Source organism: Seonamhaeicola aphaedonensis, assembly GCF_003386195.1.
Taxonomy (GTDB): domain Bacteria; phylum Bacteroidota; class Bacteroidia; order Flavobacteriales; family Flavobacteriaceae; genus Seonamhaeicola; species Seonamhaeicola aphaedonensis.
Genome location: NZ_QRDX01000003.1, coordinates 41,733 through 56,448, shown reverse-complemented (window position 1 = coordinate 56,448; position 14,716 = coordinate 41,733). Strand labels below are relative to the sequence as shown.

The window sequence follows — 14,716 nt, the reverse complement described above, 5'->3', positions numbered from 1 at the left end:
ATAAATTAAATTCTCATCTGTCTGTCAATCTGCTGGTCTAAAGAAATAAATGTTTCAGTTCTTGAAACTCCAGAAATTGTTTGGATTTCATCATTAAGTAAGTGCATCAAATGCGCATTGTTTTTACAAATAATCTTTATTAAAACATTCCAGTTTCCAGTGGTGTAATGGCATTCTAGAACTTCGGGAACTTTTTTAAGTTGTTTAATGGCTTCAGGGTTGTGAATAGCTTTATCTAAATATACCCCAATAAAAGCAACCGTGGTATAACCTAAAACTCGTGGATTTATTACAAATTTTGATCCGGTAATTAAACCAGACTTTTCAAGTTTACGTAGACGTTGATGGATGGCTGCTCCAGAAATCCCCACATTACGAGCAATTTCAAGAATAGGTGTTCTAGCATCTACCATTAAAGCGCGTAGTATTTTTTTGTCTATACCGTCAATTGTAAGGGCTTTTTCTTTGTTTTTCATTTAGTAAAGTTTCTGTTTAGAACGCAAATGTAATCATTTGGTTTCAAATTAAAACTAAAAATTTGAAATTGATTGTCTGCATAAATATTAATGTATACAAATAGTTAACTAGATTTGTAAGGTGTTTAAACTTAATATAATGAAAAAACCAATTTTATTAACCGCAGCAATACTAGGTCTTTTAGCAATTATTTTAGGGGCTTTTGGAGCTCATACACTAAAGGAATTAATCTCTATGGAATCTCAAAAAACGTTTGAAACTGGCGTACGTTATCAAATGTATCATGCACTTTTGTTACTGTATATAGGTGGTAGTTCTTTAATTAGACTAAAAGTTAAAAAAGTAATTTTCTATTTAGTGGTTTTTGGTGTTGTTTTCTTCTCTGGGTCTATTTATGGTTTAGCAACCAATGCGTTATGGTCTTTTAATTTTAAAGCTATTGGTTTTATTACCCCAATTGGTGGATTGCTCTTTGTTTTAGCTTGGAGTTTTTTGTTTATTGAATTTTCAAGAATTAATAAAAAAATCAAATAATTATACATATAATACAGTAATATTGTCATATTTTTGAGAAATGAATAAATTTTTAAATTATATGTCAATTAAAAATATAAAGATTAATACCGTTTCTTTAGAGAGTTATGGTATAAATAATGCTAGAATTAATTACCAATTATCCCCAAAACAATTACATGATATTTCTATTGAAAAAGGACTTGGGGTTGAGGTTTCTTCAGGTGCCTTAGCTGTAAATACTGGTGAGTTTACAGGGCGTTCTCCCAAAGATAGATTTATTGTTAAAGATAGTATTACCAAAGATCTAGTTTGGTGGGGTGATATTAATATTCCTTTCAAAGCAGATAAGTTTGATAAACTTTATAATAAGGTCGTAGATTACCTTTCTGATAAGGAAGTCTTTGTTAGAGATTGTTATGCTTGTGCAGACCCTAATTATAGATTAAATCTTAGGGTTATAAATGAGTATCCTTGGAGCAACCAATTTGCATATAATATGTTTCTTAGGCCAGAGAAAGAAGATTTAAAGCGGTTTAAGCCTGAGTGGATCGTAATTAACGCACCGGGTTTTATGGCAAACCCTGATGAAGATGGAACGCGTCAGCATAATTTTGCCATATTAAACTTTACAAGAAAAGTAGCCTTAATAGGCGGTACGGGTTATACTGGTGAAATAAAAAAAGGAATTTTCTCTGCGCTCAATTTTATACTTCCAGTTTTTAAGGATACACTACCAATGCACTGTAGTGCTAATGTAGGTAAAGAGGGAGATACCGCTATCTTTTTTGGACTTTCAGGAACTGGAAAAACCACGTTATCGACAGATGCTAATAGAAGTTTAATTGGTGATGACGAGCACGGTTGGACAAATGACAACAACATCTTTAATTTTGAAGGTGGTTGTTATGCTAAAGTTATTAATCTCACTAGAGAGAAGGAACCAGAAATTTATGATGCTATAAAAAAGGGAGCCATTCTTGAAAATGTAGTTTTAAAGCCCAATGCCGAGGTGGATTTTGCTGATACTTCAATTACTCAAAACACCAGAGTAAGTTACCCTATTCATTTTATAGAAAACATTCAAGTACCATCAGTAGGTTTTAATCCTAAGAATATATTCTTTTTAACAGCAGATGCTTTTGGCGTGATACCGCCTATTTCTAAATTAACACCTAGTCAGGCAGCTTATCATTTTATTTCGGGTTATACAGCAAAAGTTGCTGGAACAGAAGCAGGGGTTGTGGAGCCTCAACCATCTTTTTCGGCATGTTTTGGTGCTCCTTTTATGCCATTGCACCCAGCAAAATATGCTGAAATGTTGAGTAAGAAAATGATAGAAGCTAAAGTTAATGTGTGGTTGGTTAATACCGGATGGACTGGCGGTCCTTATGGCGTTGGGAAGCGTATTGAATTAAAATATACCAGAGCCATGATTAATGCTGTTTTAAATGGAGATTTAGGGCTTTATAACTATGATGATTATCACATACATTCAGTGTTTGGTGTTGCGCAACCTAGAACCTGTCCTGGAGTGCCAAAAAGTGTTTTAAGTCCCAGACAAACTTGGAACGATGATAATGCGTATTATACAATGGCGTTTAAGTTAACAAATGCATTCCGCAAAAACTTTAAAAAGTTTGAATCACATTGCAATGAGGAAATAAGACGCGGCGGCCCTCAACGGTATGCGTTTTAAAAGTTATTAACGTTCTCTATTTAGTTGCTTTAATTATTTATTGTGCTCTTGGGCTTAAAAATAAAAGCACTAGGAAATTCTTTTTTGATGCGTTTCAAAGCTCTATCTGCTTCTAAACGTGTTCTAAAATTGCCAGCCCAAATTTTAAAATTAGGCGATTCGTATTCTATTCTAGATTTCCAATCACTAAAGATTTCGTGAAATTCTTTTTGGGCAGCATAAGCACCAGATCGATTGCCATTGTAAATCTGAATTTTATACCTATCAGAGCTATTTTCGGTTTTATTCAATTCTTTTTTGACGTTCAGCAAATGGTCAATTTTATGATCTTGATTTATGTCTACCTGTCCTTGTTGAGCAAAAGAAGTAACAGTGAAAATTAAAAATAAAATGATGATAAAGGCTTTGGGTTTTGAACTAAAATGCAACATTTTTTATTATTTCTACAAATTTATACGATATTAACTAAAATATGGTTGTTTTTATTATTTAGAATCCCTCTAAATTAACAATTAACAACTCTCCAATACTTCCAAAATCGACTTTTAATATTACTTTTGCCTGAGATTTTAAAAGTATGACTTTTGTCATGTTTCATGAAAAAATCATACCAAAGATTAGAAGTTAATTTAACCAATAATATGAAACAGGTGATTCACCGTAAATTAAGTGAAAACATTCTTCGTTTTGGCTTAGTTATTTTATTAGCGTTTACAACCTCGCTTTCCGCTCAAGAAGGAGATCCAGCAAAAGGAAAATCATTATTTAATGCCAATTGTGCCGCTTGTCATAAGCTAGATAAGAAAATGACAGGACCTGCTTTACGTAATGTTGAGCAGCGCTTGGCGGATGAACAAGGTTTAGATAGAGAATGGATTTATGCATGGATAAGAAACAGTTCTGCGCTTATTAAATCTGGAGATGCTTATGCAAATAAGATATATGCAGAGTACAATAACGCTGCCATGACAGCTTTTCCTCAGTTAAGTGATGAGGATATTAATAATATTTTAGCTTACACAGCTGCTGAGCCTCCTAAAGCACCCGATACACCGGTGCTAACTCCTGGTAATGAAAGTAATACTGGTTCTGGAGGTATTTCAAATGAACTTATCTTAGGTGCTCTAGCGATCTTATTCATTTTATTAGCGGCTGGTTTATATTTAGTGAACAAAACATTACGCAGATTTGCTGAGGTTCAGAATATTGACTTGCCAGAGGTGTCAAAAAGAAAGCCTTTATGGAAAGCTTTTGTTGAAAACCAATTTTTAATGTTGGTTACAGCTATTTTCTTCTTATTGGCTAGTGCATATTTCATGTATGGTTATTTAATGCAGATAGATGTCAACCAAGGATATCAACCAGTACAACCAATTCACTTCTCGCACAAAATACATGCGGGAGATAATGGAATTGATTGTAAATACTGTCACTCATCTGCTAGAGTAAGTAAACATTCTGGTATTCCATCATTAAATATTTGTATGAATTGTCATAAATCTATCTATGAATACAACGGTGAGACTTCGCCAGAGTACTCTAAAGAATTCTATGATGGTGAAATAAAGAAACTATATGAAGCTGTTGGATGGGATGATGCAGCACAACAATATACAGGTGAATCTAAACCAGTTAAATGGATTAGAATTCACAACTTACCTGACTTTGTTTATTTTAATCATTCACAACACGTTACAGTTGGAGGTCAAGAGTGTCAAACGTGTCACGGCCCAGTAGAGGAAATGGAAGTTTTATATCAGCATTCAACATTAACCATGGGATGGTGTATTAACTGTCACAGAGAAACTAATGTTAAAGTTGAAGATAACGAATACTACGAGAAAATTCATGAAGAATTATCTAAAAAGTATAACGTTGATAAGTTAACAGTAGCTCAAATGGGTGGACTGGAATGTGGTAAGTGTCATTATTAATTAAGTAAGAAGTAATTCAATTATATCATATGTCATCAAACAAGAAATACTGGAAAAGTGTTGAAGAACTGAAAGATAGTTCTATTGTTGAGACGCTAAAACAAAACGAGTTTGTTCAAGAAATTCCTGTAGATGAATTTTTAGGAGATAAAGAAGCTTTGGAAGGGAGTTCTACTACTCGTCGCGATTTCTTAAAGTATGTAGGATTTAGTACAGCGGCTGCGTCATTAGCTGCTTGTGAGGGTCCTGTAAAAAAATCAATTCCTTACGTTGTGCAGCCAGAGGAAATTATCCCGGGTGTTGCTAATTACTATGCTACTACGGTAGCCGATGGATTCGATTTTGCAAGTGTTTTAGTAAAAACTCGTGAAGGTCGTCCAATTAAAATTGAAAATAATGCTTTAGCATTTACGCACGGAAGTGCTAATGCTAGAGTAAATGCTTCGGTTTTAGGATTGTATGACAGTTTAAGAGTTCAAAGTCCAAAGAAAGGAGATGTCTCTGTTTCTTGGGATGAATTGGATACTGAAGTTGTAAAGCAATTAAAAGCAGCTTCTGAGACGGGTAAAGACATTGTGTTGTTAACACAAACCTTTGCAAGTCCATCAACAAGTAAATTAATTGCTGAATTCAAAGAAAAATATGGTAATGTTCGCCATGTAGTGTATGATGCAGTTTCAGAATCTGCGGCATTAGATGCTTACCAAGTAAAATATGGAGAACGTGGTCTTGCTGATTACGATTTCTCTAAAGCCATGACTATCGTGTCTGTTGGAGCTGATTTCTTAGGAGACTGGCAAGGTGGTGGTTTCGATTCTGGATATGCTAAGAACAGAATTCCTGATCATGGGAAAATGTCTCGTCATATTCAGTTTGAATCTAATATGTCTTTAACTGGTGCTAACGCCGATAAGCGTGTTCCAATGACACCTAGCCAACAAAAATTAGCTTTAGCAAAATTATACAGTCTAGTTGTTGGTGGTGGTTTTTCCGGAAGTTTGCCAGAACATATTGAAGATGCGGTACAAAAAGTATCATCTCAACTTAAAAAAGCAGGAAGTAACGGTGTAGTAGTTACTGGGATACAAGATGTGAATGCTCAAACCGTTGTTTTAGAAATAAATGAAGCTTTAGCTAGTAAAGCATTCAATCCAAAAACACCTATTAAAACAAGACAAGGTAGTAATAACGATGTTGCTGCTTTAGTATCTGATTTAAAAGCAGGTAAAGTAGGTGTGTTATTAATGGCAGGTGTTAATCCTGTATATACATTGCCAAATGCTGCTGATTTTGCTGAAGGATTAAAAAACACATTCTCTGTAGCTTTCTCTTTAAAAGCTGATGAGACATCATCTTTGGCTACGTACATAGCATCGGTGCCTCATTATTTAGAATCTTGGGGAGATGTAGAAATCAAGAAAGGACACTACGCTTTAACGCAACCTACTATTCGTCCTCTATTTGATACGAGACAGTTTCAGGAGTCTTTGTTAAAATGGACTGAAAATGATTCAACATATTCTGATTACATAAAAGAAACTTGGGGAACAGATATTTTAGGTGGTGGTTCATTTAACCAAGCCTTACACGATGGTATATTTGTAGGCGAAATTGCTACAGATATTGAGGATACTACTGAAACTGCTGACGATGTTGAAACTCCAGCAAGTAATGCAGCGAGTGCTTTAGCGTCATCTGTGAAATCTACTGAAGGTTTAGAATTAACATTATATACTAAAACTGGTATGGGTGATGGTCAACAAGCCAATAATCCATGGTTACAAGAGTTTCCGGATCCAATTACCAGAACCTCTTGGGATAACTACTTAACAGTTTCTAAAGCAGATGCTGAAGTATTGGGCTTAAAAAATGAACATGAGGCCACTGGAGCATTAAACGGAAGTTATGCTAATGTAACTGTTAATGGAACTAGCCTTACGGTGCCAGTAATCATTCAACCTGGTCAAGCTAAAGGTTCAGTAGGTTTATCATTTGGTTATGGTAGAACTGCTGGTTTAAAAGAAGAAATGCAAACAGGTGTAAATGCCTATGCTCTATATAAAAACTTTAACAATGTACAAAGTATTACTGTTGAGGCTGCTTCAGGAATGCATGAGTTTGCATGTGTTCAGTTGCATAACACCTTAATGGGGCGTGGTGATATTCTTAAAGAAACTACTTTAGAAGTATTTAATACCAAAGATAAAAAGTACTGGAATGCCATTCCAACGGTATCTTTAAATCACGAACCAGTTCCAGTAGATTCACCTGAGGTTGATTTATGGGATGAGTTTGATCGTTCCATTGGACACCATTTCAATTTATCGATTGATTTAAATGCTTGTACTGGTTGTGGAGCTTGTGTGATAGCATGTCATGCAGAAAACAATGTGCCGGTAGTTGGTAAAGAAGAAGTACGTAGATCTCGTGATATGCATTGGTTGCGTATTGATAGGTATTACTCGTCAGAAGAATCATTTGAGAGTGATAACCATAAAAAAGATGAAATTTCTGGTTTAGGAAGCTCATTAAGTGAGTTTAACGAAATGGAATCTGCTGCAGATAATCCTCAGGTAGCTTTCCAACCAGTAATGTGTCAGCATTGTAATCATGCACCATGTGAAACGGTATGTCCTGTAGCGGCAACGTCGCACGGTCGTCAAGGTCAAAACCACATGGCATACAACCGATGTGTTGGTACTAGATACTGTGCAAATAACTGTCCTTACAAAGTACGTCGTTTTAACTGGTTCTTATACTCTGGTAATGATGAATTTGATTATCATATGAATGATGATTTAGGGCGTATGGTATTGAATCCAGACGTAGTTGTTCGTTCTCGAGGAGTGATGGAAAAATGTTCTATGTGTATTCAAATGACACAAAAAACTATCTTAGATGCGAAGCGTGATGGTCGTCCAATTAAGGATGGAGAATTACAAACAGCTTGTTCTGCAGCTTGTAGTAGTGGCGCTATGACCTTTGGAGATATCAATGATAAGGAAAGTAAAGTTGCAAAACTTAAGAAAGATAACCGTATGTATCACTTGTTAGAGCATGTTGGCACAAAACCAAATGTAATGTATCAAACCAAAGTGAGAAATACAACAGAAGCATAAATCTAATTAAAGAATCAATTATATAATTATGGCGTCTCATTACGAAGCACCTATTAGAAGACCTTTAGTTACAGGCGATAAATCATACCACGATGTGACTGTGGATGTGGCAAAACCTGTAGAAGGAAAAGCAAATAAACAATGGTGGATTGTTTTTGGAATTGCATTGACAGCTTTTCTTTGGGGAATTGGATGTATTATCTATACCATATCTACTGGTATTGGAACTTGGGGTTTAAATAAAACCGTAGGTTGGGCTTGGGATATTACCAACTTTGTTTGGTGGGTAGGTATTGGTCACGCAGGAACACTTATTTCTGCTGTACTTTTATTATTCCGTCAAAAATGGAGAATGGCAATTAACCGTTCTGCAGAGGCAATGACTATTTTCTCGGTAGTTCAAGCAGGTTTGTTTCCAATTATTCATATGGGTCGTCCATGGTTAGGATACTGGGTATTACCAATTCCAAACCAGTTTGGTTCGCTATGGGTGAATTTTAACTCGCCGTTACTGTGGGACGTATTCGCAATTTCTACTTATTTATCAGTTTCATTAGTGTTTTGGTGGACTGGTTTATTACCTGATTTTGCTATGTTACGAGATAGAGCCATTAAGCCATTTCAAAAGAAAATATATTCATTATTAAGTTTTGGATGGTCTGGTCGTGCTAAGGATTGGCAACGTTTTGAAGAAGTATCTTTAGTTCTTGCTGGTTTAGCAACACCTTTAGTACTTTCTGTACATACCATTGTATCGTTTGACTTCGCAACTTCTGTAATTCCTGGTTGGCATACAACCATCTTCCCACCATATTTTGTTGCTGGTGCGGTATTCTCAGGATTTGCTATGGTAAATACCTTATTAATTATTATGCGTAAGGTATGTAATCTAGAGGATTATATTACTGTGCAGCATATAGAATTGATGAATATTATTATCATGATTACCGGTTCTATTGTTGGTGTAGCCTATATAACAGAGTTATTTATTGCATGGTATTCTGGTGTAGAATATGAGCAATACGCGTTCTTAAACAGAGCAACAGGACCTTACTGGTGGGCATACTGGGCAATGATGACTTGTAATGTATTCTCACCGCAGTTTATGTGGTTTAAGAAATTAAGAACGAGCATCATGTTCTCTTTTGTAATCTCAATTGTTGTAAACATTGGGATGTGGTTTGAGCGTTTTGTAATTATCGTAACCTCGTTACACAGAGATTACTTACCGTCTTCATGGACGATGTTCTCTCCAACATTTGTTGATATAGGTATATTTATAGGAACCATAGGATTCTTCTTCGTGTTGTTCTTACTATATTCAAGAACATTCCCGGTAATTGCGCAGGCCGAGGTAAAAACAATTTTAAAATCATCTGGAGAAAAATACAAGAACTTACGTGAGGCAGGAAAAAGTTTAGTGGGTACTGGTGTTGATGCAAGAACTTCAGGAGGTAACAATAACGAAACAAATAACTAAAAGTAGCATATGGAAGCTTCAAAAGTAATTCACGCTATTTATACTGATGATGATGTATTAATGTCTGCTGTTAAAAAGGTTAAGGCAGAGAAACATCATATAGAAGAAATATATACACCGTTTCCAGTTCACGGACTAGATAAAGCTATGGGATTAGCTCCAACACGTATTGCCATTACAGCTTTTATGTACGGTTTGGTTGGTTTAACTGTGGCAATAATCATGATGAATTTTATCATGATAAAAGACTGGCCACAAAATATAGGTGGTAAACCTAGTTTTAGTTATCTAGAAAACATGCCAGCTTTTGTCCCAATTATGTTTGAGTTAACAGTATTTTTTGCGGCGCATTTAATGGTTATTACATTTTATTTACGCAGCAGAATGTGGCCATTTAAGAAAGCCGAAAACCCAGACCCTAGAACTACTGATGACCATTTTTTAATGGAGATAGCAGTTCATGGAAATGAAAGTGAGTTAGAAAATTTGCTAAAAGAAACTGGGGCTGTAGAAATTAATTTAGTAGATAAAGAAGCGCATTAATATAGTAATATGAAAAGCTTAATAAAAATATTAGCAATAGCAATCGTGTTTGTAGCAGTATCATGTAAAAAAGATACAGTTCCTAATTACCAATTCATGCCTAACATGTATGAATCTGGAGGGTATGAAACTTATGGTGAAGCTGCGTTCCGTAATGGGCTAGAAGCTCAATTACCTGCTGAAGGCACTGTACCTAGAGGTCATGTACCTTTCGATATTGAAAATACTACTGAAGGTTATGATTTGGCAAAAGCTACTTTAACCAATCCTTTAGATTCTACTCAAGTAGATTTAGTTAGAGGGAAAGAGTTATATGATATTTACTGTGGTATTTGTCATGGAACTAAAGGAGATGGAAAGGGTAATTTAGTTAAGCGTGAAAAAATATTGGGTATTCCAAGTTATGATGATGCCGGAAGAGCCATTACCGAAGGCAGTATTTATCATGTAATTTACTACGGTAAGAATGCTATGGGAAGTTACGCTAATCAATTAAACGAAGAGGAGCGTTGGCAAGTGGTTTCATACGTGTTAAAGTTAAAAGCAGATTTAGAAAAGTAAGAAGATAAGATTATATAGATATGTATACATTTTCAAAAAAATTAAAGACATTTTCTATCATTCTAATGGTTTTAGGACTATTAGGTATAGGTTATGGTTTTATGACATCTCATAAATCTTTTGAAGAAGTTGAGCACTTATTAGAATCCGAAGCACATCATGGTGGTGGTCACGGAGAAACTACTCACGATTCTCATGCAGAAGCATCTCATGATACCCACGCAGCATCACATGATTCTCATAGTGACGAAGCCCATGCAAGTGATGAGCATACAAAACATGTTGAGCATGTACAGCACCAAATTGCTAATAGACCTTGGGCGGCATTATATGTGGCTGCATTCTTCTTTATGATGATAGCACTTGGCGTTTTAGCATTCTATGCTATTCAGGTAGCATCACAAGCCGGATGGTCTCCTGTACTTTTTAGAGTTATGGAAGGTATTACATCGTATCTGTTGCCTGGAGCTGTAATAGTTGTAATTATTGCTTTAGCCTCTCATTTCATAGGTCATGATAGTTTATTCATTTGGATGAATCCAGATGTCACCAATCCAGAAAGTGAGCATTATGATAAATTAATTGATGGAAAATCAGGTTGGTTAAGTGTAGGTGGTTTTGCTATTAGAGCTATCATATTTATTGCTGGCTGGAGTTTATACCGTCATTTTTCTCGCAAGTTTTCAATTGCTCAAGATACTGCTGATGATAATAAGAATTTTAAAAAATCATTCCGTATTGCAGCCGGATTTTTAGTATTCTTCATTTACACAGAATCTATGATGTCCTGGGATTGGATTATGAGTGTAGATCCTCACTGGTTCTCAACCTTATTTGGATGGTATGTGTTTGCGAGTATGTTTGTAAGTGGTATTACTGTGATTGCACTCATATCACTATATTTAAAATCTAGAGGTTATTTAGATTTTGTGAATGAAAACCATTTGCACGATGTTGCTAAATACATGTTTGCATTTAGTATTTTCTGGACATACCTATGGTTCTCACAATTCATGCTTATTTGGTATTCAAATATACCAGAAGAGGTAACTTACTTTATAGCAAGATTTAATGATTACAAATTACCGTTTTTAGGAATGGTAGCTTTAAACTTTGTATTCCCAATATTAATGTTAATGAACGCCGATTACAAACGTATTCCTTGGTTTGTTGTAATGACAGGTCTGGTTATTTTATTCGGTCATTACATAGATATATTTAACATGATTATGCCGGCTACGGTTGGAGACAGATGGTTTATCGGTATTCCAGAAATTAGCTCAATATTATTATTCGCTGGGTTATTTATTTTAGTTGTATTTACTGCTTTAACAAAAGCACCTTTACTTGTAAAAAGATACCCATTTAGAAAGGAAAGCGAAGATTTTCATTATTAATAAAAGTATTAAATAAAGACGAACAATACCAATGACTGCTTTATTAACAATTATAGTTTTAGTATTTATTTTAATCGCCATTTGGCAAATGGTTAAAATATTCGATTTAGCACAAGCTAAGAGTAGTGCAGGCGATGAGATTCCAGGAGTAGCCACAGATAAGGATAATTCCTTAAACGGATATTTAATGATGGGTTTCTTAGCTTTTATCTATGTGATAACCATTGTGAGCTGTGTAAAGTGGGGAGATTTACCTTTGTTGTCTAACTCGGCTTCAGAGCATGGACCTACCATCGATAACTTAATGATAATATCTTTGGTTATTATCTTTTTTGTGCAAACTGTTACTCAATTCCTTTTACACTATTTCGCATTTAAGTATAAAGGTGAAAAAGGAAAACAAGCCTTATTTTTTGCAGATAACAATAAATTAGAAGCTATCTGGACTATTATTCCGGTAATTGTTTTAGCAGGGTTAATTATTTACGGATTAAATACTTGGATTAATATTATGGGTGTTGATGAAAGTGATGACCCAATTGTTATTGAGTTATATGCACAACAGTTTAACTGGAAAGCAAGATACGCGGGAGCAGATAATACGTTAGGTAAAGCCAATGTTCGTTTAATAGATATTGACCGTGCTAATATTTTAGGTTTAGATGAAGCTGACCCTAATGCGCAAGACGATATCATCACTACAGAATTACATTTACCTAAAGGCAGACCGGTGCTATTTAAAATGCGTTCTCAGGATGTTTTACACTCTGCTTATATGCCACATTTTAGAGCACAAATGAACTGTGTACCTGGAATGATTACTCAGTTTGGTTTTACACCTACTAAAACAACTGCAGAAATGCGTGCGACGCAACAAATGAAAGACAAGGTTGCTAATATTAATGAAATTAGAGTTGAGAATAGTAAAAAGTTGATAGCAAAAGGCGAGGAAGCTTTAGAACGCTATGAATTTGATTATCTTCTAATATGTAATAAGATTTGTGGAAAATCACATTACAATATGCAAATGAAAATTGTAGTAGAAGAAGAAGAAGAATTTAATGCATGGTTAAAAGAACAGAAAGAATTCAAAAACTCTCTAATTAACTAATTTAAAAAAGAAAAAACGAGATAAGATTATGTCAGCACACGCAGATACTCACGCACACGACGACCACGGACATCATCATAAAGAAACGTTTGTAACTAAATATATATTTAGTCAGGATCATAAAATGATTGCCAAACAGTACTTGGTAACAGGTACAATTATGGGAGTTATTGGTGTAATTATGTCATTGTTGTTCCGCATGCAAATTGCATGGCCAGAACAACCAAATGTAATATTTGAAGCGCTTTTAGGTAAATGGGCACCAGAGGGTGTTATGGATGCCGATATATATTTAGCATTAGTGACTATTCATGGTACCATCATGGTATTCTTTGTACTTACTGCCGGATTGAGTGGTACGTTTAGTAACTTATTGATTCCTCTTCAGATTGGAGCACGCGATATGGCTTCAGGTTTCCTGAATATGGTATCATACTGGTTATTCTTTTTATCTAGTGTAGTGATGGTAATTTCGTTATTTGTATCTGCAGGACCTGCAGCTGCTGGTTGGACTATTTATCCACCATTATCAGCATTACCAATGGCCCAAGGTGGTTCTGGAACAGGTATGACATTATGGTTAGTATCTATGGCAATATTTATTGCATCATCGTTACTAGGTTCATTAAACTATATTGTAACCGTATTAAATCTTAGAACTAAAGGGATGTCTATGACAAGATTACCTTTAACTATTTGGGCATTTTTTATCACTGCAGTTATTGGTGTTATTTCGTTCCCAGTACTTTTATCAGCTGCATTATTATTAATAATGGATAGAAGTTTTGGTACATCCTTTTTCTTATCAGATATATTCATTCAGGGCGAAGTATTGCATTATCAAGGTGGATCGCCAGTTTTATTTGAGCACTTGTTTTGGTTCTTAGGGCATCCTGAGGTGTATATCGTAATATTACCTGCTATGGGATTGGTTTCTGAGATTATGGCAACAAATTCACGTAAACCAATTTTTGGATACAGAGCTATGATAGCCTCTATCCTAGCAATTGCTTTCCTTTCAACAATTGTATGGGGACACCACATGTTTGTTTCAGGAATGAATCCATTCTTAGGCTCTGTATTTACATTTACTACTCTGTTAATTGCAATTCCCTCTGCTGTAAAAGCATTTAACTGGATTACGACCATATGGAAGGGTAACCTACAAATGAATCCAGCCATGTTATTTTCAATTGGTTTTGTTTCTACATTTATTACTGGTGGATTAACAGGAATTATTCTTGGAGATAGTGCACTAGATATTAATGTTCATGATACCTACTTCGTAGTAGCACACTTCCACTTAGTAATGGGTATATCTGCATTATACGGTATGTTTGCGGGAATATATCATTGGTATCCTAGAATGTATGGTAGAATGCTTAATAAAAATTTAGGGTATATTCATTTTTGGGTAACCGCTGTATGTGCTTATGGTGTATTCTTCCCAATGCATTTTATTGGTATGGCAGGACTACCACGCAGGTATTATACAAATAGTAATTTTCCATTGTTTGATGATGTTTCAAACGTGAATGTAATTATTACAATATTTGCCTTAATTGGGGGTGTTGTACAAATAGTTTACTTATACAATTTCTTTATTAGTATGTACTATGGTAAGAAAACAGTTCAAAACCCTTGGCGCTCAACTACTTTAGAATGGACCGCACCAATTAAGCATATCCATGGAAACTGGGAAGGTGAGATACCACACGTATACCGTTGGTCTTATGACTATAGTAAACCAGGTCATGATGAAGACTTTGTCCCTCAAAATATTCCGTTAAAGGACGGTGAAGAAGAACTTCAGCATTAAAATCTTAATATTATAATAGATTAAGGCCTTTCTAAATTAGAAAGGCTTTTTCTTTATATTTGT

11 protein-coding genes and 1 pseudogene are annotated in these 14,716 nt (G+C 35.1%); 10 read left to right on the top strand and 2 right to left on the bottom strand.

The genetic code is table 11. The features are described 5' to 3' along the window. Nucleotides 1-5 precede the first annotated feature (5 nt). Nucleotides 6-476 carry an Lrp/AsnC family transcriptional regulator gene (locus DFQ02_RS06020; protein ID WP_116040103.1) on the bottom strand — a complete coding sequence of 157 codons (471 nt, stop codon included), beginning with the start codon at nt 474-476 and terminating at the stop codon, nt 6-8. 139 nt (nt 477-615) lie between these two features. Here DFQ02_RS06020 and DFQ02_RS06015 point away from each other — a divergent pair, with 139 nt between their 5' ends. After that, nucleotides 616-1,011 (top strand): DUF423 domain-containing protein, encoded by a 396-nt coding sequence (locus DFQ02_RS06015; RefSeq protein WP_116040102.1) that lies wholly within the window; start codon nt 616-618, stop codon nt 1,009-1,011. A 61-nt stretch (nt 1,012-1,072) separates the two neighbouring features. Continuing rightward, the gene (gene pckA, locus DFQ02_RS06010) at nt 1,073-2,689 is read left to right on the top strand and encodes a phosphoenolpyruvate carboxykinase (ATP) (protein WP_116523811.1); all 1,617 of its coding nucleotides are present in this window, start codon (nt 1,073-1,075) and stop codon (nt 2,687-2,689) included. A gap of 29 nt (nt 2,690-2,718) precedes the next feature. On the opposite strand, the gene DFQ02_RS06005 is transcribed toward pckA, so the two are convergent. Beyond that, nucleotides 2,719-3,120 (bottom strand): SPOR domain-containing protein, encoded by a 402-nt coding sequence (locus DFQ02_RS06005; RefSeq protein WP_116040101.1) that lies wholly within the window; start codon nt 3,118-3,120, stop codon nt 2,719-2,721. 210 nt (nt 3,121-3,330) lie between these two features. Between DFQ02_RS06005 and DFQ02_RS06000 the strand changes: the two genes are divergently transcribed. The 8 genes and pseudogenes from DFQ02_RS06000 (at nt 3,331) to DFQ02_RS05965 (ending at nt 14,653) form a co-directional block, all read left to right on the top strand. Further along, nucleotides 3,331-4,623, top strand: coding sequence for a c-type cytochrome (locus DFQ02_RS06000; protein ID WP_116523810.1), 1,293 nt, complete (start codon nt 3,331-3,333; stop codon nt 4,621-4,623). A 29-nt stretch (nt 4,624-4,652) separates the two neighbouring features. After that, the gene (locus tag DFQ02_RS05995) at nt 4,653-7,742 is read left to right on the top strand and encodes a TAT-variant-translocated molybdopterin oxidoreductase (RefSeq protein ID WP_116040100.1); all 3,090 of its coding nucleotides are present in this window, start codon (nt 4,653-4,655) and stop codon (nt 7,740-7,742) included. Nucleotides 7,743-7,770: 28 nt separating this feature from the next. Then, nucleotides 7,771-9,192 (top strand): annotated as a pseudogene (nrfD, locus tag DFQ02_RS05990) (NrfD/PsrC family molybdoenzyme membrane anchor subunit); the annotation flags it as partial. A 39-nt stretch (nt 9,193-9,231) separates the two neighbouring features. Continuing rightward, entirely contained in the window at nt 9,232-9,765 is a 534-nt protein-coding gene (locus tag DFQ02_RS05985) for a DUF3341 domain-containing protein (protein ID WP_116040098.1), read from the top strand. 9 nt (nt 9,766-9,774) lie between these two features. After that, nucleotides 9,775-10,326 (top strand): c-type cytochrome, encoded by a 552-nt coding sequence (locus DFQ02_RS05980; RefSeq protein WP_181896364.1) that lies wholly within the window; start codon nt 9,775-9,777, stop codon nt 10,324-10,326. Nucleotides 10,327-10,346: 20 nt separating this feature from the next. Further along, on the top strand, nt 10,347-11,723 hold the full coding sequence (locus DFQ02_RS05975; protein WP_116040097.1) for a quinol:cytochrome C oxidoreductase: 1,377 nt from the start codon (nt 10,347-10,349) through the stop codon (nt 11,721-11,723). Nucleotides 11,724-11,754: 31 nt separating this feature from the next. Continuing rightward, the gene (locus tag DFQ02_RS05970) at nt 11,755-12,834 is read left to right on the top strand and encodes a cytochrome c oxidase subunit II (protein ID WP_116040096.1); all 1,080 of its coding nucleotides are present in this window, start codon (nt 11,755-11,757) and stop codon (nt 12,832-12,834) included. A gap of 28 nt (nt 12,835-12,862) precedes the next feature. After that, nucleotides 12,863-14,653, top strand: coding sequence for a cytochrome c oxidase subunit I (locus DFQ02_RS05965; protein WP_116040095.1), 1,791 nt, complete (start codon nt 12,863-12,865; stop codon nt 14,651-14,653). Nucleotides 14,654-14,716: the final 63 nt, after the last annotated feature.

Bases quoted from the DNA above. Each gene is read 5' to 3' on its own strand.
- DFQ02_RS06005 (WP_116040101.1), bottom strand. From the start codon at position 3,120: ATGTTGCATTTTAGTTCAAAACCCAAAGCCTTTATCATCATTTTATTT.
- DFQ02_RS05970 (WP_116040096.1), top strand. From the start codon at position 11,755: ATGACTGCTTTATTAACAATTATAGTTTTAGTATTTATTTTAATCGCC.
- DFQ02_RS06000 (WP_116523810.1), top strand. From the start codon at position 3,331: ATGAAACAGGTGATTCACCGTAAATTAAGTGAAAACATTCTTCGTTTT.
- DFQ02_RS06020 (WP_116040103.1), bottom strand. From the start codon at position 476: ATGAAAAACAAAGAAAAAGCCCTTACAATTGACGGTATAGACAAAAAA.
- DFQ02_RS05985 (WP_116040098.1), top strand. From the start codon at position 9,232: ATGGAAGCTTCAAAAGTAATTCACGCTATTTATACTGATGATGATGTA.
- DFQ02_RS05995 (WP_116040100.1), top strand. From the start codon at position 4,653: ATGTCATCAAACAAGAAATACTGGAAAAGTGTTGAAGAACTGAAAGAT.
- pckA (WP_116523811.1), top strand. From the start codon at position 1,073: ATGTCAATTAAAAATATAAAGATTAATACCGTTTCTTTAGAGAGTTAT.
- DFQ02_RS06015 (WP_116040102.1), top strand. From the start codon at position 616: ATGAAAAAACCAATTTTATTAACCGCAGCAATACTAGGTCTTTTAGCA.
- DFQ02_RS05965 (WP_116040095.1), top strand. From the start codon at position 12,863: ATGTCAGCACACGCAGATACTCACGCACACGACGACCACGGACATCAT.
- DFQ02_RS05975 (WP_116040097.1), top strand. From the start codon at position 10,347: ATGTATACATTTTCAAAAAAATTAAAGACATTTTCTATCATTCTAATG.
- DFQ02_RS05980 (WP_181896364.1), top strand. From the start codon at position 9,775: ATGAAAAGCTTAATAAAAATATTAGCAATAGCAATCGTGTTTGTAGCA.